This window comes from Alteromonas sp. KC3 (assembly GCF_016756315.1).
Lineage (GTDB): Bacteria > Pseudomonadota > Gammaproteobacteria > Enterobacterales > Alteromonadaceae > Alteromonas.
The window spans coordinates 144,748-171,196 of sequence record NZ_AP024235.1 but is presented as its reverse complement, the minus strand read 5'-3'; the positions used below and the strand labels follow the sequence as shown (position 1 = coordinate 171,196).

Sequence of the window (26,449 nt, the reverse complement as noted above, 5' to 3'; positions counted from 1 at the left end):
GTTTGCTTAGCGAGAACCGCGTGATGAAGGTTGCCAATCTGAAGGGTTCACTTTTGCCCCCGGTTTCACTTTTTGATAGCCGGTAACAATTACGCGTTCGCCCTCACTCACGCCGCCTTTTACCACGTATTTATCACGGTAAATTTTTCCAATATCTAGCGTGCGACCTTCCACTTCATTGTTTTGATTAACCACGTAAACCGATAGTGAACCGTCAGGCTGACGGGTTGTAGCGCGCTGCGGAACTAACAGCGCGTTTTCTCGCCCCGTAATCACATGCCCTTTTACAAACAAGCCTGGTAATAGCACATCGTCGGGGTTTGGCATTTCTGCGCGCAACGTCACCGAGCCGGTAGTTTCATCGACGGTAACTTCAGAAAACTTAACACTACCTGTTTGCCCGTAACGCTCACCAGTGGCTTCATCGACGGTAAGCTCAACGTCCATGGCACCTTGCTTGCTCATTGCTTGACGTAACGTCAAAATTGCAGAGCCAGACTCCTGCATATCAATGAAAACAGGGTCGAGTTGCGTTATGGTTGCCAACTGTTGAGCTTGATTGGTGGTTACAAGCGTACCCTCGGTTACAAATGAACGACTAATACGCCCACTAATAGGCGCATACACCTTGGTGTAGCCCATATTAACCTTTGCAACATCAACCGCTGCTTCAGCAACACTAATAGCGGCTTGCGCTTGGTCTTTTTGTGCTATCACATCGTCATATTCTTGCTTACTCACCGCATTTTGTGCCACAAGGTCGTCATAGCGACGCGCCTTTGCTTCTAGTGTTTTCAAATTAGCTTGCGCACTTTTTAAGTCCGCTCTTGTGCTATTGAGCTGTGCTAGATAACGCGCCTCGTCAATCTGATAAAGCTGCTGACCCTTTTCAACATAGGCACCTTCTTCAAACAAGCGCTCTGTGATAACACCATCTACTTGCGGCCTAACTTGAGATTGTCGAGATGGACTTACTCGACCTGGCAATATCATTTCATGCACTACAGGTTGCTTTGTGAGTGTAACAACCGACACCGCAGGTGCAGGCATGCCTTGCGGCGCCTCTTGCGCTTGCTCGCTTTCATTAGAACAAGCGGCTAAACCAAACAGCGCAACAAATGCTGCAGTGACATAAACTATGCGACTCATAGACTTTCTATTTCCCAATAACGAATGACAGCAGGAAGCGTTGCCTCCTGCCTACCTAAGAATAATGTGCTTTTAGCTACGCGCTTCCAATGCCCTAACATGCGTTTTGTCGGTAAAACCCGATAACGAAATAGGTAATGATAAGATTGAGTAAACGCCAACTGCTTATACGCTTTACATCGTATATAGCTCATATTGTGCGCATATCTTTACACTAATGATAGTGAAGCTAGCCGAAGTTGCGTAACTTATCGGTCAGTAACGGTTAACGGTAAAAATGGTGCTTAAAATATACGAATAGACAGGAGTACCTAATGCGTTCTTATCCTATTTTTACGAATAGTGCTGCCTGAGTGTTTGAAATGCGCGAATAATGGATTGTGCTTCAGCTTGACTCCCACCTTTGTCAGGATGAGCCTGTAACAATGCTTTCTTGTAATGCTTTTTTAGTGTGGGTAATGGCATATCGCCATTTTCAACAGAAGGCAACTGCAACAGTGTATGCGCCTCTTCTATATCCTGCGGTGAGAACACACAGGCACTACCTTTTGCCATACTCTGCCAAAAATCATCAAGCAAGCTTTCTACTTCATTGCGATTTGTTTGCTGAAAGTTGTCCCAGTTAAGGTAATACTCAGCAAGTTTGTCTTTGTTTTGAAGCCCACTTGCGCCATGCGATGCGTGTGATATCTCGTGCAGTTGTATATTAAGCGTATGTATATCTAGATTGCCTGTTCCCGTTTGCTGCCAATGCGCCTTTAAACGATAAAGCGCATGAAAGAGTACAAAATGGGTTTTAAACAGCATGAGGGGGTCGCGCAGTGCGTCGTCGTCAAAAAAGTAGTAAGGGGGTTGTTTCAGACGGCTAATAAGTGAAAATTCGCTGGTGCCAGCAGCGAATGCTTCACGCATAGTAGAGAGTATATCTATTAACAGTTCGACATTAAGTTCATACCCCTTTATGGCTTCACTGTTGTTATTCAAAGACATTACTCCATGTTATTCGCGTTCAACTATTCAATGCGCTATGTTAAAGGTGCAATCAAACACTATCAATGTAGGATAGTAAGTTGAGATGGTAGCTCATGTTTATTGCCAAGGTGGCGATAGCATTTTTTATCATGCAAAAGTAAACCAAAAGTCATTTTAGACTGTTAAAGTAGCACCTTTACTAACGACAACAATAAATTTGGAGTTCTCTTGAAAGCACTCATTGCCCTTGCCAGTATTCTTGGCTTCTTTATGGTCGTTTTGCCCGGCCCACTTTATCAATATGCAGGTGTTAGCCTTGGCACTGCTTTCACATCATTACGTTTTGGTGTGTATGTAGGTGGCGCAGCGCTTATTCTTATTATCTTGCAAGTACTCATTAATCGTAAAAACGTTAATTGGGGTAGCACATTGGTGTACGCCATTCTCGCGCTCGTTGCGGTTGGCATGCCAGTAAGCATGATGAGTAAAGCAAGCGCAGTGCCGCGTATTCATGACATTACCACCGATGTAACCAATCCACCTGAGTTTGTGGCTATTGCACCACTTCGCGAGGGTGCACCAAACCCTGTGAGCTACAAGGGCGGAGAAGTCACTAAGCAGCAATTAGAGGCGTACCCAGAAATTAAAACCCAATTGCTCCCTCAGAAGCCTGAAGAAGTGTTTGCAGCAGCTGAAAAAGCCATTGAAGCTATGGGTTGGGAGCGGGTAACGCAAGGCGCGCTTCCCAATACACTAGAGGCGACTGATACAACGGCATGGTTTGGCTTTAAAGACGACGTAGTTATTCGCTTAACCGCTAAAAACGACGACACCTTGGTCGATGTGCGCAGTAAATCTCGCGTCGGTGAAAGCGACTTGGGTAAAAACGCTGAACGCATAAACGCCTTTATGGCAGAGCTACGCAAACAATTGGGCTACAACTAGCGCCTGAATAAAAATACGCAAAAGCCCGCTTTACGCGGGCTTTTTAAGCAAATGAGCTGTCTACTTTACGCAAGGCTAGCTAGGGCGTAATTACAAGCTGGCTAATTGCAGACTTACCATCCCCAATACCGCCGCATTCAGGCGATTGAACCAACGCCAGAAATTAGGACGCTGCATATGATGCGCAAAACGAGCCGTAAGCGTACTCAAACCGACAAACCACACAACCGAAGCACCAATGGCACCGCCCACGAACCACCACTTGTTTTCTTGCCACTGACTGGCCAAGTTGCCCATTAACAACAGCGTATCAAGGTAAAAATGCGGGTTAAGCCATGTTACTGCCAAAGCGATAAGAAAGGCTTTTTTAAACGATAATTGCTTTTTTGCCATCTCTAACACTAAGGCATCGTTTGCCATCGAAGACTTAATTTTGTTGTAGGCAATCCAAAGTAAAAAGGCGACACCTGCCCACTTGGTAATTGTCACTAGCGTCGGGTACTCCTGTAGCAACAACCCAAAGCCCATTGCACCTAGGCTTATTGAAATGGCATCGCTAAGAATAAACAACAATACAAATAGGGTTGTCCATTGTCGCTTCATCGATTGCTCTATTAGAAAGCTATTTTGCGCTCCTACCGCAATAATTAGGGTACCGCCCATTACAAAACCGCTTGTTGCCGCCGCCAACATAACCTACGCCTCACACACTCTATATTTACAATTTATGTTAGCCCGCTCTCTGAAATGCAAACGGCTAACACCAAGCTTTTCTCTACAACTGACTTGATTTTATACAGCTTTTGAAACTAAATTAAATTAATGATATTTGTTTTTAATTAACAAAATTAATAGTTATAACGGTTTTTTCACAGAGGCTTGAATATGCTGGACTACGATGCATTGCGTTGCTTTCACGAGGTATTGCGTTATGGCGGTTTCGAAAAAGGTGCGCAAGCGCTAAGTCTTACTCAGTCTGCCGTTTCTCAAAAAATTAAGCGCTTAGAGCAGAGTGTTGGCGGGCCAGTATTAGTGCGCACCAAGCCACTACGCCCAACACCTCTGGGCAACGAGCTACTTGCCCACATTCAGAAAGTCAGTGTGTTGGAAGAAGCATTAAATATACAAAGTGGTTTAACCGCGAGCGCAGCGCCGCTTAGTGTCGCTGTGAACAATGATGTGTTGGCTACGTGGTTTTCGCAAGTTCTGGCGAAGTTTAGCGACACTCGGGCAAACCCCGTGCATATCGTTAATGCCGACCAAACACAAACCCGCGACATACTACAGCAAGGCCGTGTTATGGCGTGCATAAGCCAAACTGGAACACCTGTTACGGGCGGTCAATCACTTCGCTTGGGAACAATGAAGTATCAACTTTATGCTTCCCCCCGTTTTATTGAGCGTTACCTTTCAAAAGGCATTGACGCTGAAGCGGTAATGCAAACCCCTGGCTTATTGTACGACGAATACGATGTCACCCTACTGACCGACTATCAACGAGAATGCTTAAACATGGCGCCGTCGTTTACCACCTGCCATTGGTACCCGTCATCACACGGCTTTGTCAAAATGGCGCTAGATGGCGTGGTTTGGGCGCTACTTCCTACACTACAAGTGACCCAAGAAGTGAATGAAGGCAGCCTCGTTTCCCTCTTCCCAGACAAAGAATTAGGCGTACCGCTTTTCTGGCACTGGATAACATTAGATTCTGCGGCTTTAGGCGACCTCACCAAAGCCGTAAAACACGTTGCCAAGCAACAACTGAAATAAGCCAATGATTGATGCTTCAAAGAGTGATGCGGGAGGTCGCTATTACGCAGTGCTTCATCGCAGACCGATTGACCGAGCAAAAAACACACTACACTATGTAGATTGTTGTAGTTAAAACGAAATCAAATTAAAAAAACAACAAGGAAACACACATGCAATCTATGAAAAAGTGGTTTTTACTACTGCTGAGCGTCGTGGTTTTACCCGCCCACTCCGCAGTATTAATGAAACCTATCGACGACCCAGACTTAGCGTATTCTGGCGAACTCTTGTCGGGTAGCTACAATAGCCAAATAACCCATCCAGATACGTTACTTGGCTTTCCAATAGGTTCTAGAGTTGCCACACCAGAGCAAATCCATAACGCGGTGGTTACATGGGCATCGCAGTCAGATAAATTACACGTTGTAGAATACGCACGCACACACGAAGGCCGCCCATTGCTTGCGGTCTTTATTTCAACACCAAGTCGCTTAGCATCGCTTGATGAGGTTCATGCTGATATTCAAAAGCTTGCCGACCCACTTTCAACAAATGACACCCAGGCGAAGGCAATTATTGATAGACTCCCTGCCGTTGCGTGGATGGCTTATTCAATTCACGGCAATGAAACCTCTGGCGCAGACGCCGCGCTTACCGCTATTTATCATTTAATTGCCAGTGAAAGTGGCGAAGTCGATGCGCTACTTGATGACATGATTGTTGTTATCGACCCTATGATGAACCCTGATGGCAGAGCGCGCTTTGCCAAGTCGCTAGAGCAATATCGCGGTACTGCACCAAATGTTGATGATCAGTCGTTATTGCACCGAGGTGACTGGCCTTACGGTAGAACAAATCATTACTTTTTTGACTTAAATCGCGACTTTTTCTATCTCACACAACCCGAAACGGTAGGACGCGTTGGCCTGATTAATCAGTGGCGACCACAGCTAATGATTGATGGTCATGAAATGGGTAGTCAAGATACCTATTTGATGGGTCCGCCACGCCAACCATTAAACCACAACATCGACCCTAACTTACAAAAATGGGCACGTACCTTCGCAAAAGACCAGTCTTCAGCGTTTGATGAAAAGGGCTGGCGTTACTACACCGGAGAATGGTTTGAAAACTGGTACCCCGGTTACTCCAACTATGCCGAGTATCGCGGCACCATGCATATTTTGTATGAACAATCTCGCATGGCAGAAGATGGCGTTAGACGTCCAGAAGGCACGGTTCAAACGTATATCGAGTCAGTACACCACCAATTCGTATCGACTATCGCCAACCTTAAGACACTCGATAAACACAGCAAAGCGATGTATCAAGACTACTGGCAAGGCAGAAAGAATAATGTTGCCGCAAAGGGTAAGTTTGCTAACCGTACCTATGTGATCCTTGCAAACGATAATGTGGGTAGAACTAATAATTTGGTAGCCAAGCTACTCGCACAAGATATTCAAGTTTATGTTGCCGATAAAGCCATTAAGGTAAGTAAGGCCGTTACGCAACAAGGCACAACCGAAAAGGATTTTGTGATCCCTAAAGGCAGTATTGTCGTGCCTAACCGTCAACCCGAAGCGCCTTTAATTGCCGCTATATTAGAGTTTGACGCTGGAGTAAATGATGCTGTGCTACTTGAAGAGCGTCAACGCACGCTGCGTGATGGTTCATCGCTAATGTACGACACAACAGCATGGAACCTAACTATGATGTACGGCTTAGAAAGCGTTACCGTACCTGAGGACTTAACGCGAAATCTAACACCATACTCTACGTCAACACCACAAAGTCAGTTAAACGACAACGCCATTGCATGGTTAGTCGATGGTGCAGACGACCGCTCTGTCGCCTTCGCAGCGCGATTAATGGAGCGTGGCGTTTATGTGCGATTTGTTGATGAAGTCTCAGAGTATGAAGGGAAACGATTTAATAGAGGCTCTATTGCCGTTACTGTCACCGACAACCCAAGGGTTGATGATTTAGCCGGCGCTATCGCGCAAACCGCTGCCGAGTTAAATATCGCCGTTTATTCAACGGCTACCGGATTTGGTGAAGGTGATTTACCTGAATGGGGCGGTGAGCATTTCGCGCTACTTGCAAGGCCACAAGTCGCTCTTTTGAGTCATGGAAACGTGTCAAGCTACGACGTAGGTGCTACGTGGCACAGCATTGACTCTCACTTGGGTATTCGCCATAGCCAACTTGATATTAATGCGCTAAACCGCACCGACTTGCGACGTTACAATGTACTTGTGCTACCTACCAGCTACGGGGCTCTAGATAAAAAGGCTCAAGCCACGCTCAAGGACTGGGTAAATGACGGCGGAACATTAATTGCTCACAGCCGAAGTGCCGCTGCCTTGGCCGGTAAAGACGGCATAGCAAAGGTTAAAACGCTTGAAAACAGTTTCGATAAAGCCTTTGACTACGATGTATCTTTAATGCGCGAAATGATGGCCCTTGATAATGAGGTGGCCACCAAAGCAACCATGTCACATACATTGGATACCGAATTTAACTTCCCATGGGATAACGCCCCTAAGCCGTTAAGTGAAGAAGCGCTTAAACGCAGAGACAAATGGTTGAAAATCTTTATGCCAAGCGGTGCTTTTGTCGCTGGCCGCACAGATCAAAAGCATTGGTTAACGGCAGGTACGCCTGACGTGTTACCGCTGCTATATAGTAGCCAGCCTTTGCTTATGTCAGGCGATGACAGCCAAGCTATAGTGCGCGCAGGAGTATACACAGATGCGCCAAAGGCAAAAGAAGACGATAAGAAAACCGCCTCGCATTGGTTCAGCTTGCCAGAAGGTAAGACGCTTAACGTGAGAATGAGTGGTTTGCTGTGGCCTGAAGCGCAGCAGCGCGTGGCCAACACAGCGTATCTCACCCGTGAACAACACGGAAAAGGGCAGATCATTCTGTTTTCAGGTCAGCCTAATTTTAGAGGTGCTGCCCATGGTACTAACCGATTGCTGCTTAATGCCATTGTGTACGGGCCAGGCCTAGGCAGTCGAGCACGTATCTCGCTTTAGCACTTTATCAGGTAGTGGCGTTTCACGCGCCACTACACACCTAAAAGGTTCCTTGAATACCTTCTGTAACCAATGTTTTTTTGTGCCTTGCTTTGGTGACATACATAAGGGCATCAGCCTTGTCCAATAGCTCATCAACACTTTTACACTTTTCGTTAGTAATATAGGTACCAACACTTGCGGTGATAGGAATGGAATAGTTATCTGTGCGTATGTCGCGTTCCAGCAAACTGTCTTCGATGCGCTCGGCAAGGCGCTTTGCTTGCTTTTCGCTGTAACAGTGACTTAATACTACAAACTCATCACCGCCTAAGCGTCCAACTACATCTTGGTCTCGACACCGACTTTTAAGTATTTTGGCAATGACTCTTAAAATGTCGTCGCCTGTAGCATGACCATAAGCATCGTTGACAGCCTTAAAGTCATCAAGATCGATGAAAAGCAGTGTTAGAAAACCGCCTTCTTTATTGAATGTATCCAATACATTGCGCGCTACCCCTTCCCAACCACTGCGATTAAGCACTGCGCACAAAGCATCGGTAGATGCCCGTTTAAACGCGGCCAGCCTATCGTCGTCTAGCTTCTTCACTTTTCTTGAAGTGGCAACCGCAAAAATAAACGCTTCCAACGTAATACCGATGATAAGCCCGTATCGATATAGGAACACAGACGTTTCACCCAAAATTAAACGAAACGACATGGCACTAACCATGATGGCAATGCCACTCATTACCAAATAAGAGCAGTGCACCTTTCTTACGCACGCGTAAACGCAACTTGAGAAAGTACACACCATAGTAATAAGGGTTATCAGGCTAAGTAATTCATTTACTTTCATGGCATTTGCCGATGATAAAAACACCTGCAAGAAAGCCAAAAACATCGCAAGATAAGCCATACTAATAATGAAATTTCGTTGCCAATGGCGCAGCAATGCTTTGAAGTCCAATAGCTTGTCTAGAAAATTCACCGCAGCAAAAACGGTTATACCAGCAAAGAATAAGTGGAACTGAAAGTCGTTGAAGAAGTTAACGCTTGGGAAAACGATATTCATCAGCCCTTCTTGAAGCAAAAAGAAGATAGCCGCGTTTAGCACGTAAAAGCTGTAAGAGTAAAAACCGTTATTTTTTATGCTGTTCCCTAAAATACCCACGTAGACGGTAAGCGCAAGGCAAAAGCCAATGAATACACTCAGAGTTAAGGTGTGCACCGACACCAATTTTTGATATTCAAAAAGCGAACTTACTTTGATGTTAAGCGGTACACTTACTTGAGCGCTAACGTCTAGCACAAAGGTGTGCTGACCTTGGGGAATAACGAAGCTTGCTCTACTGCTTCGTAGCGATTGTACCTGCTGCATTTTGTCGTCGTATAGCTGAGCAAATGCAATGTAATTGCGTTCGAAGTGAAGAATAGAAGGCTGAGAAACATTACATGATAAGGAAATACGCTGAAGGCCTTCGGCCAATACTAGTCGGTCGACAGGTGTTTCAACGGTTTCTGGTGCTAATTCATTGGACGTTAAAAGGCAATCTGCAAACACGGTGGAGCTTGCCACGAGCAAGGCCACTGAAAACCAAAAACGAATCAAATGCCGCGTTACTTGCACTGTCATAGATTTGCCTTGTCATTACCACCATACCAAATCCGTCTGACACATCTCTCCTTTCAAATTATTGCCATATACCTTGCCGTATTGACGAGAAAGGCGGAAACACGATTACTAAAGGGTAGTCCAAAATTGTAGATTCAGAGAACTAATCAATCGTTATCGATGAATTCTCACTTCCGTTATTTTATAAAACTTTGTTCACCCTATATTCACTTTCAGTCTATTAACCTTTGCGCTGTTCTCAACCTAATACGGACATTGTTATGAAAAAGTTATTAATTCTTCCAGCGCTACTTAGCGTTCCTTTATGCTTTAGCGCTAGCACGTTTGGCCAAACCACGCCGCTATCCTACGATTACGTGCAACTTGGTGCTGTGCAAACCGATTTTGCTGACATTCCTGAATTTGATGCTAAAGGATTTCAGCTAAAGGCAAGCAAAGAGTTGGGCTACAACCTTTTTGCAGAAGCTATGTATTTTGACGCTAGTGACGACGCGAGTAACGCAGAGTTTGATTTCGATTTTGATGTAGAGAAGTGGGAGGTCTCACTAGGCTATATCCACCGCTTTTCTGCCGCTACTGCTCTTGATGCACAAGTTGGTTATGGTGATATTGAGCTGGGCTTAAGCAATGGACAGGAGTCTGCATCAACAGGTACGAATTACTATATGTTAGAAACCAATATTCGCCATATGGTAATGAAAAACTGGGAGCTTTTCGCCGGCCTTGAATGGCAATTCTGGGACGAAGGAAGCGACCAAAAGGCATACAACCTTGGTACTCAGTATTCATGGAGCAACCTTGCGGTTGGTGCAGAATATACGAAATACTCAGATTCAGAAGTATTCGGCATTTATGCCCGCTATCAGTTTTAGGAGTCTTTTTGCACAAAAGGGGGCTCGCCCTCTTTTGTGCGCTTTATCAAATACCTAAGGAAAATAGCTGGCAAATTGAAGAGGCAGTTCAACCAAGCACTTTGCACTATGGTTTAATTTTGATGACTAAAAGGTAAGCATAGTTGAATATTTTCACCTACGATTATAAGAGTCATAACAAAACTGAATACGTGCTATATTAACAGTGTTAACTCGCTATGCTTAAAAGTGTAAGTATTTTTGCCACCTTTAGTCTTCTACTTGGATATCATGCACATTCTAAGGCAACGCCCCATGATTGGCATGATTCACCACACCATGTTTCAGTGTTACTGGCATCGACGGATGTAGATGAAGCTGGCAGCGCATTTACGGTTGGTTTTGACTATGAATACCGCGTGAGTGATTTCTTAGGACTTGGCGTAGTGGCGGAATATGCGTTTGAAGATATTGACGCCTATACGTATCTACTTGTTGCCGATTTACACATTACTAATAGCTTTATCGCCCAAATAGGTCTAGGTATAGAGTTTCATGGCGGCGATAAAATAGAAGTGGCACGTTTAGGCTTACTCTACGAGTTTGAAATATCTGGTCTCACCCTTTCACCACAGCTTCATTACGATTACCACAAAGACCATGCCGACGCGATTGTGGCAGGCGTCGCCATTGGCTTTGCTTTTTAGAGCGTATCACTATCACCCTTGTTGGCTATAAGAAACTTAGCCAATGCATGATAAGCAGGCAGTGAGGTTGGGTCGATATAGCCGTTTTTCGCCTTGGGATGAGATGCGAATCTCACAAGAACCATATTGGCTGTAGGATCGATATAGATGGTTTGCCCATGAACACCTCGTGCGGCAAACGCATTGTGTTCATTGTGAAAAACCCACCACTGGCTTTTATAACTGGCCCCAGGAAGCGTAGGAAATGCATTGGTGAATTTTGCGCGGTCCCCGCCTTTTTTTATGCTTTGCACTACCTGTGAAGGAAATACTTGCTTAGCGTTTATCGCACCTTCATTAAGTACTAATAATCCCAGCCGCCCTAAATCACGTAAACCCGCTGATATACCTCCACCAGCAAAAGCCACACCTTTTCCATCAACAGTTTGATACGCACTTTGCTCTGCCCCCATGGGCTGCCAAAGCAACTCGCTGGTTAGTTCAGTGACAGAGCGCTTAGCAACTTTACTAATGATCCAACCCAACATATCTGAATTTATTGTTTTATAGTGAAAGTATTCACCGTGTTTGCCCTCTACTTGAACCGTTTGTAAGTATTCCCAATAGCCGTTCGGACCTTTGTACTCTTTAGCTTTAGGCAACGGGCTAGCAGCACGAGAATAAGTCCAAATTGCTGCGTTAGGATCAGCATAGTCTTCAGAAAACGCTACGCCAGTGGTCATATCCATTACTTGTCTTACAGTTGCGTTAGCAAATGCACTACCGGCAATTTCAGGCACGACCTCTTTGACTCGCATTTGGTCATCTAATTCGCCGTTAGCGACCAGTATTTCTGCCAGTAAACCTGTAACTGATTTTGTCATCGACATAGCTGCATGCTGACCATATTCGTCTAAACAACCAAAATAGCGTTCATACACTACGCGCCCTTCGTGAATCACCAATATGCCGTCGGTGTAGTTAGCAAAAAGTGACTCTTCCCATGTCATCGATTGGTCACTGTTCAACGGCGTAAACGACAACGAATTGATTTTTTGAGCCATGTCATCTAGGTCATTTTCAGATAGATAGTTAAGAGATAAAGCGTTACCTAACCCTCTACTTATCTCGCGTGTAGGCAAAAACTCCCGTAAATGACACACTGACCAACGAAGCTTTGGAAAACTAAAATAGTTACTGTCTGGCTGGGTAATTAACTTTTCATCTGATGGGGGGAAGCCTTGCATCCACCCCATTACATTAGGGTCGGATGACTTAGCATCAAGCGGCACATGATCACTGCCGTAGGCACTGGTAGTCGTTAACAAAATACTGGTAAATACAATCCGCATCAATCTGGCTGGTCGTCGCATAACACATGTTCTTGTTTTTATTTAATGAAAGCGTAGCGCGATACCCAAAGACTGCCAGTTTTTACACGCGTATTAGTATGCTTCCCGCGCTTTAGATGAACTAACGATAAAAAAGCAACGCAACAAAAGAGCACTTGTATGTTGAGCAAAGTATCTGGCACTGATATTGTTTTGAGATACGTTTTAACAAGGAAGTATTAATGAAGTATGTACTATTTGCGCTGTTGGCTATCGGCATTTTCACTGCAGGCTTTTTTGCGGGTGAATACAAGGCGTCTTCTACAATAGAGGACACCGCATTAAATAAAAGATCTGCGCAAAATGGTGCGCACAACGACATCGCTAGCGACATGTCAAAAGACACTAACATTGCAGGCTCTCACCACTGTGATGATGTCATGCCTTCCTCACATTACGCTCAACATCAACGCAACGAGCAGGATGCGTCGATTTCGAATATTGCGGTAGAAATTGCTTCACCAGAAATTTCACTAGATGGTGTAGCGAGTAACGAAGTGAAATACCCGTTGGCGCAACAAGAATTAGTACAGTGGGCCAAGCGCCATAAAGCCGAGCTGAAACGCGCGATGACTGAGCATATGGGAGAACAAAGCGCAGAAATGATGTTCGAACAAATTTTAAAGAATAATGACTTTTTAAATGCTCCTATAGCCGAGCATTCTATTGAAAAGGATTTGGGAACACGCCAAGACATAGAGCAAGCAATTGAAGACTATTTGATAGTGAATAGCAGTGATCCAGAAATGACTATTCTTGACGTTATTTGTATGCAGGGGCGTTGTGAAATAACCCTTGCGGCGCAAGACCAAATTGCACTTGTTAGATTGCATATGTCACTAACCAATAACGGCGTTCCTGGTGTAAGTGGTACAAGCGCACCAACCATTTTCATGATGCCAGAAGGTGGCGTATGGGCGTATATGCTGGTGCAGTATCATTAGACTATATGGCAGGTTTACACCACCTGCCCTGCAGCCCAACCACTGCTCCATGCCCACTGGAAGTTAAAGCCTCCAAGCCAGCCTGTAACATCAACAACTTCACCAATGAAATAAAGGCCGTCTACGTTCTTCGCCATCATGGTTTTTGATGACAATTCATTGGTATCAACCCCGCCAATGGTTACCTCTGCAGTGCGATAACCTTCTGTGCCGTTAGGTTTTATTTGCCAATTTTCAAGTGTATTTGCTATGGCGTCACACTCACCGTGAGTGAGTTGCTTAACAGGTACGTTGCGCCATTCGTTGTATTCAATAAAGCTCTGTACCATTCGCTTTGGAAACACTTTACTTAAACACGTGGCAAGCAGTGCATCGGGTGTTTTTTCCCGCGCGGCGTTAATCAACGCGTGAGTGTCCTCATTGGGCAGTGTATTAATACTTAATGTATCGCCCGCTTCCCAATAGCTAGAAATTTGCAGCATTGCTGGGCCGCTTAGGCCCCGATGAGTAAATAACATAGCCTCTTTGAACGTGGTATCGTTGCAGCTTGCGTACACATCGACCGCTATACCACTTAGCTCAGCCAATGTATCTTTGTCTTTATCGTGCAAGGTAAAGGGCACTAGCGCAGCACGTGTAGGCAGCACATTCAAACCAAATTGTTCGGCAATTTTATATCCAAATGGCGTTGCCCCGAGTTTGGGCATGCTCAAACCACCTGTGGCAATAACTAATGATTCACACTGATAATCGCCGTTTGACGTAGACAGTAAGTACCCACTTTCACTTTTTTCAACCGACAATATTTCGCAACGAGTGGTAATTGTCACCCCCGCCTTAGTGCATTCATTCAGTAATAAATCAACAATGTCTTTGGCGCTATCGTCGCAAAATAATTGGCCCAGTGTTTTTTCATGATAGGCGATTCCGTGCTCGGCAACGAGACCGATAAAATCCCACTGGGTATAGCGGCTAAGGGCTGACTTACAAAAATGGGGATTTTGGGAAAGAAAGTTTTCAGGGCTTGCGTACATATTGGTGAAATTGCAACGCCCCCCGCCAGACATCAGAATTTTTCGCCCCACCTTCTTGGCATGATCGAGCACTTCAACGCTGCGGCCGCGAGCCCCTGCTTGAGCGGCACAAAAAAGCCCTGCAGCCCCTGCACCAATAATTATAACGTCGCGTTTTATCACAATTTAGTCTCGAGGAAATACAGCCAGTGGGTGTGTAGTAATAAGTGCCATGTGCGCACGAGTACCGGGCTTAATCGCATTTTCGTGGCTAACTCGAACCTTAAGCTGACTACCATTATCTAGCGTTACCGCATATAAACGGCTTTCGCCTTCATAGCGCACCCAATCAACAATCCCATTGGGTTGTGGGTGCGTTGCACTTAAGCTTAGATCATCAGGGCGTACCAACAAGTCAACATTGCCATTTGCACCTTGAAGCGGTGTCCCAGGCACATTGCCGATATCGGTAATAACCACATTGTCGGGATTATTTGCGCTGTTATTGAAAGTGGCCTTTAGAAAGCTGGCTTCCCCCATAAAGCGTGCAACAAAACGACTAGCAGGCATGGAATAGCAGGCTTCAGGTGTATCAAGTTGCTCCAGTACCCCTTTATTCAAAATACCCACGCGGTCGCCAACGCTCAGCGCTTCGTCCTGATCGTGGGTGACCCAAATAGCGGGGACACCGGCTTTTTTAAGCGCATCGCGGATTTCCCAACGCAGACTGTCTTTAAGCGCTGCATCTAGGTTAGAAAGAGGTTCGTCTAATAATACAAAAGCGGGTTCATGCGCCAGCGTTCGCGCCAATGCAACCCGTTGTTTTTGACCGCCAGAAAGACGAGCAGGCTTGGCATCGCGAAAAGCGTCTAATCCAAGTAGGTTCAGCCAGTGGTCGGCCAATGCTGTGTCTTTTAAACGAAAGCAGACGTTTTGTTGAACCGTTAAGTGTGGAAACAGTGCAAAGTCTTGAAACACCATTCCCACATTACGTTTTTCTGGTGGTACGTGTTTATTTGCCGTACTTTCCCAACTCCCAAGGCGCATGCTGCCCTCTGAAATTGGAATAAGCCCTGCTAATGCTTGAAGAATGGTAGTTTTGCCACATCCTGTCGGTCCCACTAACATCAGAATTTCGTCTTGCCCAAGTTCTACATTTAACTTGTCGACTACGCGGGTAGACCCATAATTCACTGACAAATTACTTACACTTAGCATTACGAACGTTCTTCCTCAGTAACGGTAAATTGCGCTTTGCGCTCGCCTGATAGCATAAGGACAAGCCCTACACCTGACAGCAACACAAGCAACAACCCAGGTACGGCAGCACGGCCAAAATAGCCGGCTTCATAAACACGCCACATGTAGGTGGCCAGCGTTTCAAAACCCGTTGGTCCAAGCATCAGTGTGGCTGGTAGCTCGCGCATGGCTTCTAAAAATACCAATGCCGCACCTGCAATCATACCACGAAGCGTGAGAGGAAGCGTAATACGCATAAACGCCTCGCGGGGGCTTGCACCTAACACGCGCGCCGCTTTAACTAAACCCGAGTCGATATTTTCAGATGTGGTTCTGACACTGCCCACCGCAAGAGGGATAAAACGCAGTACATAAGCCATTACTAGCAAACTCAAGGTTTGGTATAGCGCGGGCAATTGAAGGCCAACATACACAAGGGCCGTGCCCATTACGATACCTGGAACACCAAAACCAAAGTAGGTAATACGCTCCATAAAGCGTCCAGCTTTGCCTGCAATCGCGGCATTCGCAACAGGGATTGCTAATAGCACTGCCACAAGCGCAGCAATAAATGAAGCATGCGCAGAATTCCACGCATAACTAAGCTCAAAGCCCCCTGTACCCTCGCGCACTAGCCATAAAATGAACACGGCAAGTGGCAAGACAATGGCCATGAAAACCACGGGAAAAGCAGCAAGTAGCATTGTGCTGTACTGCCAGCGGGCTGGAAATAACATCAAATGCTTACCGGGGCGTTCTTTTGCACCACCAATACGGCTTTCAACAAATAAAATAAGACCCACGATCACCATTAACTGAAGACTGAGCATGGCAGCTTGGCTAAGACCAAATGCGTTGTACTCAACAAAGATAACTCGGGTAAAAGTATCTAAGCCCATAATGGCTGGCGTACCAAAATCTGAAAGTGCATACAATGCCGCAAGTAGTGCCCCAGCGGCCACACTATTAACTACGCGCGGCAGTACCACGCGCCATAGGCTCGCTGTCAGGGACAATCCCAATGTGCGCGCCGCGTTCACTAAACTAGCATCAAGGCTCAGTAAGCTTGCACGCGTCGTCATCATTACGAAGGGGTAGGTGTATAAACTCATCACCAAGGCAGAGCCCCACAATCCACTGATAGGGGGTGTAGTTATGCCCAAAACATTTTCTATTTCACCGCCGCGCCCGAAAGAAAAATACATCGCAAATGCACCAATATAACTCGGTAAGGCGAGTGGCGCTGCCAGCAAAATCAGCCAAAACCGTTTAAATGGCATGTGGACATAAGCGGTAAAAAACGCGAGGGGCACGCCAATTAACACAGCCCCAATAATGGTTAATACAACTAAAGAAAGGGTATTGCCCAATACGCGTAAGTTGTGGGTATCGAACAGTTGCGCGCTATCTTGGGCAAGAGAAAACAAAACGCCGACGGGCAGTAAAGCCATCAGCGCTATTAATAATGCCAGTGGATACGACTTTGGCCAATTTGTCACAGTACGCCTACTTCCCTCATCATATTAAGAGTAGGTCGTAAGTCGGCCAGTTTGCGTAAGTCCATATCAGGTGGCGACAGCGTACTTAAACTTGCTAATCCTTGAGGCTGCTCAACGCCTTGTACGAGTGGAATTTCATAGGCTTCGCGCGCTAAGTAAGACTGTACTTCTTGACTTAACAGGTAACGAATAAAGTTAACTGGCAAACTGCCTTCACTTAACGCCACGATACCCGACGCATTCACCAAACAACCTGCGTCATTGTTGGTGTAGGCCAACGCCACATTGGCGTCAGGCTTACCCGACTTCAGTCGCAATGTGTAGTAGTGGTTAGCAAAGCCAATATCAACTTCACCGCGTTCAACACCCATGACTACGCCTAACTCGCCTGCATACTTTTTGGCGTTGCGGTTAATGCCTTTTAGCCATGTTTTGGTGGCTTTTTCACCCTCTAAGATACGCATAGCGGTTACAAACGACTGAAATGAAGAATAGGCTGGCGCCCAACCAATCTTTAAGTCGCTATCGGCTAATGCCATTACGCTATCGGGTATTTGCTCGGGCGAAACACGTTGCGTATTGTACGGCAAGGTGCGCACGCGCCCGGTAACCGGCGACCAGCTTGGATACTGAAATCCGTCTTTAAGCTGTGCAGTAATATCGTTAGGCAGCGGTTTTGCTGCACCAGCGTCAGTCACTACGCCAATAGAACCAGTATCTACAGCCCAAAACAAGTCGGCGCGTTTCACACCCGCTTTTGTTTCAGCCACAATGGTATTGGCTAATGCGGCTGACCCACCGCGGCGTACTTTTAGGTTTAGCTTTGGGTTGCGCTTTTCAATTGCTTTAAGAACATTCTCATAAAGACCACCTTCACCACGGCCTAGGTATAAGGTTAAATCGCCTTCTAACTTGGGAAGCGACTCAACCGATACGCTGGAAGTTTGAGTAAGTGCTTGAACCGTGCCCAGCGGCAAACTGCCCAATGCACCAGCTGCAACTAAGCCTTGTAAGAATGTTCTTCTTTGCATAAAGCTTCCTTAAAATACGTCTTTGCGGCTTTTTTCTGCTTCAACAAGCAAAACACGCGCACGGTCTAACTTCGTTTGCATGGTTTCAACCACTTTTCGCACGCTATCAACGCCTTTATCTTTTGAAATAGCTTGAGGCAATGTGACATTGAAGTCTTTTTCTAAGTCTTCAACCAGTGCAGCATCTTGTGCAATCAAATCGCCTTCTACACCTTCAAAACGTTGCAGATACGTGTCGTGCACTAATGTGGTCGCTACTTCGTGTAGTTGCTCTGCATACTTAGCAACAACGCGATCTAAACGAGTTTTGATATCGTCAATAACTTCAGGCCCCGTAGTTGGCTCTTTCTCAGTTGTTTTAACTGCGTCAACTAGGCCTTTCTTCTGATATTGGGACGCAAGTTTAACCGCGCCTAGCGCTTGCCACAAGGCATGATTTAGCTTCTCTTGCTCTTCGCGAACCACTTGAATAGGCTTATTGCCATCAATGGCCATTTTTACACCATAAATGCCTTGCCAAATCGAGGCATAAATTGGCACGTATTGGGTTTCGATTGCAGAGTGAAAATCCACTTCTTCCCAATATTCAATAAGGGCGTCAGTTTTAAGCGCTTTATCTTTCTCTTCATACGCATCAACAACACTGCCAAACTTGCTCTCTAGCCAATGTACTTCCTCTGTATACTCACCGATATGAGCATGCAAGTTATTCACGTGATCGCCAATTTCACCATTTGCCATTGCCTTGCCAGACACCATTGCCAATGTCACAGCAGACGCTAAAACCAACGCACCCATTTTCTTCAGTGTTGTTGTCATGATAATTCCTAAAACGTTGTCTTTTCGCGAAAATGATACTTATTATCATTAAGCAAGTAAAGGTAACTAACTCAGCCAATCTACCGATTAACTTATTGGCCTTCGTATATACGCAGGGGTATTATACCTAGTCACTGGCCGCTCTTATATAAACATACTGATATATAACGCGTTTTGTTGTGCGCAAGATCATAACAACTACACAAAAAGAAAGGACATCGCCTCATGAGACTGTATTATTAGCTGCCAAATAAAAAAGCCCGTAACCGAGGCTACGAGCTTTAGCGATATGAACCTGTTATGCCGTAGAGCTTATAGGCTATCTAGCATACTCTGTGCATCGCTTACGTCGAAGCGACCTGGGTCTTCAACGTTAAGCTTTTTCACTTCACCGTCTTCAACAAGCATTGAATAACGCAGTGAACGCATACCGCCAAAATTACCGGTATTCATGTCTAAACCAATTTGCTTGGTGAAAAAGCCATTACCATCTGCAAGCATAATAATTTCTTCGGCGTTATTTGCTTTTCCCCATGCATCCATTACGAAAGCATCGTTCACGCTTAAACAAATAATATGGTCAATGCCTTTGGCTTTAATTTTGTCGGCAAGGGCCACATAGCCAGGCAAATGCGCTTGAGAACAGGTTGGTGTGAATGCACCAGGAACTGCAAACAAAACAACACGTTTTTCTGTAAAAAGTTCATTCGTACCCGGGTTAGTTACTTCACCATTTTCTAAAAGGCTAAAGTCCACCTCAGGTAGAGTGCTACCAACTTGTATCATGATGTTCTCCTAGTTGTTCTGACACAAATACACGTCAAATCGATGTTTTTTACTTTCTATTGCCATTGATGGCTTTTGTCCGGCCAGCACGTCTGCACTGTTAGGGCGCTTTACTACCACTCGGTGCGTAGCTAGCTTTAGTGCTGGCGGTAACAGCGAATCTGCGTCAGGATCGTGTCCTAACAATTGCTGAAACAGCCGCATTTCCTTTTTCACCAAGGCTGATTTCTTTTTGTGTGGAAACATTGGGTCTAAGTAAATAGCGTCCACGCTCTCACCATTGAAGTATTGCATTACCTCAGCACTATTTCCATGCTGAAGTGACATTCTTGCCGCAAGCTCAGGGTAGTCCACGTTAAGGCGTCTAATTCCGTCCTCTAATAATGCAGCAACAATCGGTGAGCGCTCAATCATAGTCACATGGCATCCCACACTCACCAGCACAAAGGCATCGCGCCCTAGCCCTGGCGTTGCGTCTACAACATGCCATTGTTCGTTACCTTTTAAGCCGACGGCTTTCACGATGGGCTCTTTACGGCCACCACCATGTTGCTTTCGGTACAAACTCGCTGGCGACGCAAAATCAACTTCAACCGGTAACACCTTTTTTTCACTCGCGTCGCTTAACCCCAGCACGTTGTTATTAACTTGCAAATAAAAGCCGTCCTCAGGCGGCTGATTAGACTCGCTATACGTAAAGCCCCACTTGTCACCAATAACTTTCGCAAGGTGAGTATCAGTATCAAAACACGCATCTGCAGGGGCGCTGGTTACTACTAATGGCAGTGTGTTAAGCATGGCCATACTGCTCCTTATGCCCAATCCAGCGGTTAATAATAGCTTGCGCGTGAGACGGGTATTTGTCCCACAATGTGTAAGCAATTTCTTGGACTTTAGGGATGAGCGCGGCGTCGCGCACCAAGTCGGCAATCTTAAGCTCGGCCATCCCCGTTTGTTTTGTGCCCATGAATTCTCCAGGTCCGCGGATCTCTAAGTCACGTTGAGCAATATAAAATCCATCGTTAGACTCGCGCAATACACCCAAGCGTTGTGTGGCTGTTTTAGACAGTGGACTTTGGTACATGAGTACACACTGACTTTCTACGGCACCCCGCCCTACGCGACCGCGCAACTGATGCAACTGAGCTAACCCAAGTCGCTCTGGGTTTTCAATAATCATAATGCTGGCATTAGGCACATCTACGCCGACTTCAATTACGGTTGTGGCAACAAGTAAGTCTAATTTACCGTCTTTAAAATCTGCCATTACTTGCGCTTTTTCAGCAGGTTTTAAACGCCCGTGTACCAAGCCGACCTGTAAGTCCGGCAGCGCTGTGCGCAAGGTTACCGCCGCGTCTTCAGCCGCTTGACACTCAAGCACTTCAGACTCATCAATTAACGTACAAACCCAGTATGCCTGCCTGCCATTTTCTTTACATGCTTGGCGCACACGCTCAATGACATCGGCGCGGCGCGTATCAGGCAACACTACCGTTTGTACCGGTGTACGCCCCGGCGGCAGTTCATCAATAATCGAGGTATCTAAATCGGCATACGCGGTCATCGCGAGCGTTCTTGGAATAGGCGTGGCTGTCATTATCAACTGATGAGGATAGCGCCCTTGCTGCTGACCTTTGTCACGCAATGCCAAACGCTGATGCACACCAAAACGGTGCTGTTCGTCTACAATAACGAGAGCCAGCTGCTGATAGTTTACACTTTCTTGGAAAATAGCGTGGGTTCCCACGAGCATTTGAATATCGCCCGCCTCTAATCGCGCGAGTACTTCATTACGCGCTTTGCCTTTTAGTTTGCCGGCAAGCCAACCTACTTCGATGCCTAGAGGCGCTAGCCAATCTCTGAAGTTATTAGCATGTTGCTCAGCAAGCAGCTCTGTGGGCGCCATTAAGGCAACCTGGTGGCCAGCACCAATAGCTGATAGCGCCGCAAGTGCAGCAACCAGCGTTTTACCCGAGCCCACATCACCTTGCACTAAGCGCATCATGGGGCGAGCATGCTGCATGTCTTTTTGAATATCTGCTACTACTCGCGCCTGCGCCCCTGTTGGAGAAAATGGCAGCTGAGAGAGCATTTTATCGATAAGCACCTGATTGACTTCAATAGGAATACCCGGCTGTGCATCAGAGAGCTTACGCACTTTAAGCACGCTTAAATGGTGTGACAGTAGCTCTTCTAAAATAAGTCGGTACTGCGCAGGGTGCAGACCTTCTTCCATTTCGTGAACGTCGACATCTGGTGGTGGCCTATGCACTAAATGCAATGCCTCGTTTAAGCTGATTTGCTCATCGTAAATGCCGTCTGGCAACAGGTCAGCGAGCGCACCTTTATCTAGCAATGCCAGTGCTTGCTCAGTTAAGTTTCGTAAAGTTAGTTGCTTCACGCCATCCGTGGTGGGATAGACAGGTGTGAGTGATTCTTCAGTTGGCGGCGCATCCTCATCTACCAATTTAAACTCAGGGTGCATCATTTCAATGCCCCACTTGCCCGTTCGTACCTCACCAAAACAGCGTACCGTATTCCCTGGTGTCATCATTGAACGCTGCACTGCGCCAAAGTGAAAAAAGCGCAGTGTAATAGTGCCTGTACCGTCGCTTAACTTCACCACCAGCATACGTTTTTTACCGTACTGGATATCTGCGCTCATCACTTCGCCTTGCACACTCACATGAGTAAAAGGGCGGCATTCAGCCACACTGTATATGCGTGTTCTATCTTCATAACGATGAGGCAGGTGAAACAAAATATCTTGAAGGGTAAATAAGCCAATTTTGTTGAGCTTTTCTGCCACCTTTGCGCCTACGCCTTTAAGCGCAGTAATCGGTGTAGTGGCCAGTGCTTGCATTGGTCGAAGTCCTTCTTCTATAACATTGATGCTGGCGCTAAGCGCCTAAATTTAAACGAAGTGTAAAGGATTGCGACTAGGTTGGCGAGTACGCTTTAGGCCAGTTTTTGAAGAACCATGAACAAAATAGGAAAAGCACAAAGAAAACTGAACTCAAAAACTTTGGTTGCTATTGTTTTCAGTAACTTATAACGTGCAATGTGTTTATCTTCCACCGTTGTTTGCAGCATGATCACTTTGACACACTTGGAAATAGTGGATTTAGCCCTTCGCTTGGCAGCAAGTGGCCAGTTAGCCCTATTGATTTACTGGTTCGGTCAATACAAACCTAAGACGCAAAAGCGAGCCTACCAATTTTTTGTAATGTGCATCATTAGCTACATACTGCTAACCACCCCAATTGCCAATGAAGACTACGGCTGGTTGCGCGCACCTTTGCTGCTACTGACCGACCTTACCGCCTTCTCTATTTGGTACTTAGTGTTAAAAATATTCAAACCGCAGCGGTCATTAATGGACTACCCCAAATGGCTAACTGTACCTGTAGGGCTTTGGTGTGTTTGGCTGGCCTATTTTTTCTTATTTACACCAGGAAAAGGCGTGTTGCACGACGCAAGCCATGTCATCGGTTTTGTTGTTCTTGGTTATGTGATTTATCGATGCTTGCACGGCTATTTTGACGATCTCGTAGATGAACGACGTAGTGCACGACTTATCATAGTGACTGGATGCGGCATTTACATGGCTGTGTTGACCTTTTTTGAATTAGCTTTTCGCTTCGTAAAAGACCTTTCTCTGTTTAGCTTATTAAACGCACTCACCATTGCCTTGCTCTCCTTCATATTTAGCGCCAAGTACATCAAACCCAGCGCAGGCGATAGGTCAGTAAGTGAAAAAACCACGTCACCAGCTATTAAAGAAACCTCTTCGAGTAAACCACCGCGCTCAGTGAATGCAGAAAAACTGTATGAATTGATGGAGTCAGGTATTTATCGACAGCCTGACTTTTCAGTTGGAGCATTGTCTGAGGCTGTAGGTATACCCCAACATCAGCTGCGTAAACTCATAAACCAAGAACTTGGTTTTACCAATTTCTCACACTACCTCAATAGTTATCGCATTCCTGAGGTGTGTCGTCAGTTAGAAAATACACAGAAACAACATATCCCTATACTCACGTTGGCCCTAGAAGCGGGATTTAATTCAATAGCACCGTTTAATCGCGCGTTTAAACATCATATGGGCATGACGCCGAAGCAATACCGCGAACGTTTTCAATAATGATCATGTTTTTTTAAAAAACGATTAGAAAAAGTTTTGTATTTTCAATTAACTAGAGCTTGCTAATTCTTGTGGAGTACTCGTTAATGAAATACAAAAAAACGGTAGCGGTTACCGTTCTTATTGGTATGTTCTTTTATTTTACTTACCCAATTTATCAGTTTTATACCCATAAACATAAAGCCCCAATGTTAACGCCATGGGGATATGAATCTTTGCCTCAAAGCGCGCCGCAAAACAGCAAGGTCTATCAACCACATTTCACAAACACTGCCGAAAAAGCACTGCGACGTATTGGTCAACATAGAGCAGCAATTAATGCCCCAGGTATTTCTATTGCGGTGGCGATAGATCAAGAGCTAGTTTGGGCTGGGGCGTCAGGATGGGCTGATTTAGCAAGTAATAGCCCCATGACACCTGACACTATTGTTCGCATTGGAAGTACGTCCAAAGCACTAACGGCTGCTGGCTTAGCACGTATGGTGCAAGCGCAAGCCATCTCACTTGATAAGCCTTTAAGTACCATATTCACTGAATTACCAAACCAAGCATGGGCCGATATCACACCTCGTCAACTCGCGTCTCACAGTGCAGGCATGCCTCACTACAAGGAAAATACCGATTATTATGGGCTGCTAAAGTCGATCACCTTGAACAGTCACTATGAGGATGTTGATGATGCCGTTATGTTATTTGATGGCAGCGAAACCTTGTCTGCGCCAGGCGAGAAGTTTTATTACTCAAGCCTTGGCACTGTGCTGTTAAGTGCCGCTATGCAAAGCAGTGTCGCGACAACGTACCAACAATGGATGCAAGAACAGGTTTTAACTCCCCTTGCCATGCACAGTACCTTATCAGAACAGAGCCTTTCTTCGTCACAGCATACTCAAGAAGACCAACAGTTAGCCACTTTCTATTGGCAAGAAAAAGGCGAGCAACGCCGTGTACGCGTATGGAGAGACGTAGACTTAAGCCATAGACTTGCCGGAGGTGGATGGCTTTCAACATCAAAAGATCTGGTAAAGTTGGGCCAAGGCTTCATTGACAACAACTTTATTGCCACTTCCATAAAAGATGAGTTTTGGACACCCCAAAGACTAAATAGCGGCAAAGCCAACCACCAAAATTACGGCATTGGCTGGCGCATACACACGTTGTCTTTAAGCGATGAAGAGGAGGTCACTTATGCTCACCACGGGGGTGTTTCTAGAGGTGCACAGAGCTTTCTTGTTGTAGTGCCTAAATACAAGCTGTCTCTTGCGTTGAATATCAATAGTAATACCGAAGAGTTTCATGATTTCGGCAGTATTGTTGGTGAGATAATCCGGCTTTTTATTGCCGAAAGGAAAACACAGATAAAAGAGAATGAAGAAGAAGTTTAGGTATCGCACGCCAATTGTGACTGATACTAAGTTAGCGCTATAACAGCGTTATCATGACGCCGTTATAGCTAACATTTCTTTTTTGCCACTAGCTGGCGTCTAGTGCATTGGCTTCTTCTTTCGTGATTTGCATTTCTTTCCACCAGCTATCGGTGGCATCTACTTCACCTAATGCATTAATAGGTGGAAGCGGTAACCCTTTGCGCTGGCAAAGCTTAAATAAACGCGGATAACCATTTTCAAAAGCAAGTGCCTGGCACTCTTCTTCTGGCAAATGTTGCGTGTTGTACATACCCGCAATCGTGCGTTGACGTTGTGCTTCGTACAACACAAGCGCAGCAGCTACCGACACATTCAGCGATTGCACCATGCCCATCATGGGAATAACAATGTCCTGATCAGCCATTGCAATAGCTTCATCAGTGGCACCGTACTTTTCTTGGCCAAACAAAATGGCAGTAGGTTTAGTGTAATCAATATCGCGAAAATCCACTGCGCTGTCAGACAAGTGCGTTACAAGCACTTGCATACCCTGCCCTTTCAATGCAGACATGGCATCGCTGATATTATCGTGGTTGGTTTGACGCACCCATTGCTGACTGCCCATCGCCGTGCCACGACGAAACTGATATTTCTGTTCCCACACGGTGTGAACGCGATGAATACCCACCGCGTCGCAGGTGCGCACAACGGCCGATACATTATGTGGCTTGTGCACATTTTCAAGACAAACCGTTAAATCGGTTTGTCTTCTTTCCAGCACATCTCTAATTCGCTGGTAACGCTCAGGTGACATGACTTACTCCGGCAATTCCATCACGCCATCGATTTCAATTTGCGCGCCTTTTGGCAGTGCAGAAACCTGAACAGCAGCACGTGCAGGATAAGGCTTGTTGAAGTAGCGGCTCATTATTTCATTTACCGTGGTAAAGTGACCTAAATCGGTTAAAAAGATGTTCACTTTCACCAAGTCATTTGTTGTTCCGCCCGCAGCAGCACATACCGCTTTGATGTTTTCAAAAACCTGAACAGCTTGCGCTTCGAATTCGTCTGAAACCATTTCCATGGTTTCAGGCACCAAAGGAATTTGGCCAGAAAGATATACTGTAGTGCCCGCTTTAGCCGCTTGGCTGTATGTACCAATAGCAGCAGGTGCCTTATCGGTCTGAATAATAGACTTAGACATAATA

General features: G+C 45.7%; 23 protein-coding genes. 8 read left to right on the top strand and 15 right to left on the bottom strand.

Translation table 11 applies throughout. The features are described 5' to 3' along the window. Nucleotides 1–6: 6 nt before the first annotated feature. Together JN178_RS00770 and JN178_RS00765 are read right to left on the bottom strand one after the other, a co-directional pair. Complete coding sequence (locus tag JN178_RS00770) at nucleotides 7–1,149, bottom strand: efflux RND transporter periplasmic adaptor subunit (RefSeq protein ID WP_202263157.1); 1,143 nt, start codon at nucleotides 1,147–1,149, stop codon at nucleotides 7–9. A gap of 333 nt (nucleotides 1,150–1,482) precedes the next feature. Then, nucleotides 1,483–2,133, bottom strand: a complete 651-nt coding sequence (locus tag JN178_RS00765) for a DNA-J related domain-containing protein (protein WP_202263156.1) — start codon at nucleotides 2,131–2,133, stop codon at nucleotides 1,483–1,485. A gap of 216 nt (nucleotides 2,134–2,349) precedes the next feature. Here JN178_RS00765 and JN178_RS00760 point away from each other — a divergent pair, with 216 nt between their 5' ends. Next, nucleotides 2,350–3,066 (top strand): DUF1499 domain-containing protein, encoded by a 717-nt coding sequence (locus JN178_RS00760; RefSeq protein WP_202263155.1) that lies wholly within the window; start codon nucleotides 2,350–2,352, stop codon nucleotides 3,064–3,066. A gap of 90 nt (nucleotides 3,067–3,156) precedes the next feature. Here the strand turns inward: JN178_RS00760 and JN178_RS00755 are convergent, their stop codons facing one another. Further along, nucleotides 3,157–3,759, bottom strand: a complete 603-nt coding sequence (locus JN178_RS00755; RefSeq protein WP_202263154.1) for a LysE/ArgO family amino acid transporter — start codon at nucleotides 3,757–3,759, stop codon at nucleotides 3,157–3,159. Nucleotides 3,760–3,951: 192 nt separating this feature from the next. Between JN178_RS00755 and JN178_RS00750 the strand changes: the two genes are divergently transcribed. Together JN178_RS00750 and JN178_RS00745 are read left to right on the top strand one after the other, a co-directional pair. Further along, on the top strand, nucleotides 3,952–4,836 hold the full coding sequence (locus JN178_RS00750; RefSeq protein WP_202263153.1) for an ArgP/LysG family DNA-binding transcriptional regulator: 885 nt from the start codon (nucleotides 3,952–3,954) through the stop codon (nucleotides 4,834–4,836). Nucleotides 4,837–4,988: 152 nt separating this feature from the next. Beyond that, nucleotides 4,989–7,859, top strand: coding sequence for a M14 family metallopeptidase (locus tag JN178_RS00745; protein ID WP_202263152.1), 2,871 nt, complete (start codon nucleotides 4,989–4,991; stop codon nucleotides 7,857–7,859). Nucleotides 7,860–7,899: 40 nt separating this feature from the next. On the opposite strand, the gene JN178_RS00740 is transcribed toward JN178_RS00745, so the two are convergent. Continuing rightward, complete coding sequence (locus tag JN178_RS00740) at nucleotides 7,900–9,474, bottom strand: diguanylate cyclase (protein ID WP_202263151.1); 1,575 nt, start codon at nucleotides 9,472–9,474, stop codon at nucleotides 7,900–7,902. A 260-nt stretch (nucleotides 9,475–9,734) separates the two neighbouring features. Here JN178_RS00740 and JN178_RS00735 point away from each other — a divergent pair, with 260 nt between their 5' ends. Both JN178_RS00735 and JN178_RS00730 read left to right on the top strand, forming a co-directional pair. Continuing rightward, nucleotides 9,735–10,346, top strand: a complete 612-nt coding sequence (locus JN178_RS00735) for a hypothetical protein (protein ID WP_202263150.1) — start codon at nucleotides 9,735–9,737, stop codon at nucleotides 10,344–10,346. 218 nt (nucleotides 10,347–10,564) lie between these two features. Next, on the top strand, nucleotides 10,565–11,032 hold the full coding sequence (locus tag JN178_RS00730; protein ID WP_202263149.1) for a hypothetical protein: 468 nt from the start codon (nucleotides 10,565–10,567) through the stop codon (nucleotides 11,030–11,032). Here the strand turns inward: JN178_RS00730 and JN178_RS00725 are convergent. Next, on the bottom strand, nucleotides 11,029–12,384 hold the full coding sequence (locus JN178_RS00725) for a serine hydrolase domain-containing protein (protein ID WP_232369653.1): 1,356 nt from the start codon (nucleotides 12,382–12,384) through the stop codon (nucleotides 11,029–11,031). The genes JN178_RS00730 and JN178_RS00725 overlap by 4 nt on opposite strands. A 200-nt stretch (nucleotides 12,385–12,584) precedes the next feature. On the opposite strand from JN178_RS00725, the gene JN178_RS00720 reads away from it, so the two are divergent. Beyond that, the gene (locus tag JN178_RS00720) at nucleotides 12,585–13,346 is read left to right on the top strand and encodes a hypothetical protein (RefSeq protein WP_202263148.1); all 762 of its coding nucleotides are present in this window, start codon (nucleotides 12,585–12,587) and stop codon (nucleotides 13,344–13,346) included. Nucleotides 13,347–13,360: 14 nt separating this feature from the next. Here JN178_RS00720 and JN178_RS00715 read toward each other — a convergent pair whose 3' ends face one another. The 8 genes from JN178_RS00715 to recG all read right to left on the bottom strand — a co-directional run bounded on the left by JN178_RS00715 (nucleotide 13,361) and on the right by recG (nucleotide 22,596). After that, nucleotides 13,361–14,542, bottom strand: coding sequence for an NAD(P)/FAD-dependent oxidoreductase (locus tag JN178_RS00715; protein ID WP_202263147.1), 1,182 nt, complete (start codon nucleotides 14,540–14,542; stop codon nucleotides 13,361–13,363). Nucleotides 14,543–14,545: 3 nt separating this feature from the next. Beyond that, nucleotides 14,546–15,577: an ABC transporter ATP-binding protein gene (locus JN178_RS00710; RefSeq protein ID WP_202263146.1), complete on the bottom strand. Its 1,032-nt coding sequence runs from the start codon at nucleotides 15,575–15,577 to the stop codon at nucleotides 14,546–14,548. Continuing rightward, entirely contained in the window at nucleotides 15,577–17,097 is a 1,521-nt protein-coding gene (locus JN178_RS00705; protein WP_202263145.1) for an ABC transporter permease, read from the bottom strand. Before JN178_RS00705 ends, JN178_RS00710 begins: the two co-directional genes overlap by 1 nt. Then, nucleotides 17,094–18,128, bottom strand: a complete 1,035-nt coding sequence (locus JN178_RS00700) for an extracellular solute-binding protein (RefSeq protein ID WP_202263144.1) — start codon at nucleotides 18,126–18,128, stop codon at nucleotides 17,094–17,096. The genes JN178_RS00705 and JN178_RS00700 overlap by 4 nt, the downstream gene beginning before the upstream one ends. 9 nt (nucleotides 18,129–18,137) lie before the next feature. Further along, nucleotides 18,138–18,947: a hypothetical protein gene (locus JN178_RS00695; protein WP_202263143.1), complete on the bottom strand. Its 810-nt coding sequence runs from the start codon at nucleotides 18,945–18,947 to the stop codon at nucleotides 18,138–18,140. Nucleotides 18,948–19,259: 312 nt separating this feature from the next. Then, nucleotides 19,260–19,733, bottom strand: a complete 474-nt coding sequence (locus JN178_RS00690; protein WP_202263142.1) for a peroxiredoxin — start codon at nucleotides 19,731–19,733, stop codon at nucleotides 19,260–19,262. Nucleotides 19,734–19,742: 9 nt separating this feature from the next. Next, on the bottom strand, nucleotides 19,743–20,531 hold the full coding sequence (locus JN178_RS00685; RefSeq protein WP_202265832.1) for a class I SAM-dependent methyltransferase: 789 nt from the start codon (nucleotides 20,529–20,531) through the stop codon (nucleotides 19,743–19,745). After that, nucleotides 20,524–22,596, bottom strand: coding sequence for an ATP-dependent DNA helicase RecG (gene recG, locus JN178_RS00680; RefSeq protein ID WP_202263141.1), 2,073 nt, complete (start codon nucleotides 22,594–22,596; stop codon nucleotides 20,524–20,526). Before recG ends, JN178_RS00685 begins: the two co-directional genes overlap by 8 nt. A 228-nt stretch (nucleotides 22,597–22,824) precedes the next feature. Here recG and JN178_RS00675 point away from each other — a divergent pair, with 228 nt between their 5' ends. Together JN178_RS00675 and JN178_RS00670 are read left to right on the top strand one after the other, a co-directional pair. After that, on the top strand, nucleotides 22,825–23,877 hold the full coding sequence (locus JN178_RS00675) for an AraC family transcriptional regulator (RefSeq protein WP_202263140.1): 1,053 nt from the start codon (nucleotides 22,825–22,827) through the stop codon (nucleotides 23,875–23,877). Between the two features lie 86 nt (nucleotides 23,878–23,963). Further along, nucleotides 23,964–25,259 carry a serine hydrolase domain-containing protein gene (locus JN178_RS00670; protein WP_202263139.1) on the top strand — a complete coding sequence of 432 codons (1,296 nt, stop codon included), beginning with the start codon at nucleotides 23,964–23,966 and terminating at the stop codon, nucleotides 25,257–25,259. A gap of 88 nt (nucleotides 25,260–25,347) precedes the next feature. On the opposite strand, the gene trmH is transcribed toward JN178_RS00670, so the two are convergent. Together trmH and JN178_RS00660 are read right to left on the bottom strand one after the other, a co-directional pair. Continuing rightward, entirely contained in the window at nucleotides 25,348–26,055 is a 708-nt protein-coding gene (trmH, locus tag JN178_RS00665) for a tRNA (guanosine(18)-2'-O)-methyltransferase TrmH (RefSeq protein ID WP_202263138.1), read from the bottom strand. Nucleotides 26,056–26,058: 3 nt separating this feature from the next. After that, on the bottom strand, nucleotides 26,059–26,445 hold the full coding sequence (locus tag JN178_RS00660) for a RidA family protein (protein ID WP_202263137.1): 387 nt from the start codon (nucleotides 26,443–26,445) through the stop codon (nucleotides 26,059–26,061). Between the last annotated feature and the right edge of the window lie 4 nt (nucleotides 26,446–26,449).

What these genes read in the sequence shown, in the direction of transcription:
- JN178_RS00770 (WP_202263157.1), bottom strand. Translation starts at nt 1,149, where the DNA reads ATGAGTCGCATAGTTTATGTCACTGCAGCATTTGTTGCGCTGTTTGGT.
- JN178_RS00670 (WP_202263139.1), top strand. Translation starts at nt 23,964, where the DNA reads ATGAAATACAAAAAAACGGTAGCGGTTACCGTTCTTATTGGTATGTTC.
- JN178_RS00745 (WP_202263152.1), top strand. Translation starts at nt 4,989, where the DNA reads ATGCAATCTATGAAAAAGTGGTTTTTACTACTGCTGAGCGTCGTGGTT.
- trmH (WP_202263138.1), bottom strand. Translation starts at nt 26,055, where the DNA reads ATGTCACCTGAGCGTTACCAGCGAATTAGAGATGTGCTGGAAAGAAGA.
- JN178_RS00720 (WP_202263148.1), top strand. Translation starts at nt 12,585, where the DNA reads ATGAAGTATGTACTATTTGCGCTGTTGGCTATCGGCATTTTCACTGCA.
- JN178_RS00660 (WP_202263137.1), bottom strand. Translation starts at nt 26,445, where the DNA reads ATGTCTAAGTCTATTATTCAGACCGATAAGGCACCTGCTGCTATTGGT.
- JN178_RS00700 (WP_202263144.1), bottom strand. Translation starts at nt 18,128, where the DNA reads ATGCAAAGAAGAACATTCTTACAAGGCTTAGTTGCAGCTGGTGCATTG.
- JN178_RS00675 (WP_202263140.1), top strand. Translation starts at nt 22,825, where the DNA reads ATGATCACTTTGACACACTTGGAAATAGTGGATTTAGCCCTTCGCTTG.
- JN178_RS00690 (WP_202263142.1), bottom strand. Translation starts at nt 19,733, where the DNA reads ATGATACAAGTTGGTAGCACTCTACCTGAGGTGGACTTTAGCCTTTTA.
- JN178_RS00710 (WP_202263146.1), bottom strand. Translation starts at nt 15,577, where the DNA reads ATGCTAAGTGTAAGTAATTTGTCAGTGAATTATGGGTCTACCCGCGTA.
- JN178_RS00755 (WP_202263154.1), bottom strand. Translation starts at nt 3,759, where the DNA reads ATGTTGGCGGCGGCAACAAGCGGTTTTGTAATGGGCGGTACCCTAATT.
- JN178_RS00750 (WP_202263153.1), top strand. Translation starts at nt 3,952, where the DNA reads ATGCTGGACTACGATGCATTGCGTTGCTTTCACGAGGTATTGCGTTAT.
- JN178_RS00725 (WP_232369653.1), bottom strand. Translation starts at nt 12,384, where the DNA reads ATGCGACGACCAGCCAGATTGATGCGGATTGTATTTACCAGTATTTTG.
- JN178_RS00730 (WP_202263149.1), top strand. Translation starts at nt 10,565, where the DNA reads ATGCTTAAAAGTGTAAGTATTTTTGCCACCTTTAGTCTTCTACTTGGA.
- JN178_RS00735 (WP_202263150.1), top strand. Translation starts at nt 9,735, where the DNA reads ATGAAAAAGTTATTAATTCTTCCAGCGCTACTTAGCGTTCCTTTATGC.
- JN178_RS00685 (WP_202265832.1), bottom strand. Translation starts at nt 20,531, where the DNA reads ATGCTTAACACACTGCCATTAGTAGTAACCAGCGCCCCTGCAGATGCG.
- JN178_RS00695 (WP_202263143.1), bottom strand. Translation starts at nt 18,947, where the DNA reads ATGACAACAACACTGAAGAAAATGGGTGCGTTGGTTTTAGCGTCTGCT.
- JN178_RS00740 (WP_202263151.1), bottom strand. Translation starts at nt 9,474, where the DNA reads ATGACAGTGCAAGTAACGCGGCATTTGATTCGTTTTTGGTTTTCAGTG.
- recG (WP_202263141.1), bottom strand. Translation starts at nt 22,596, where the DNA reads ATGCAAGCACTGGCCACTACACCGATTACTGCGCTTAAAGGCGTAGGC.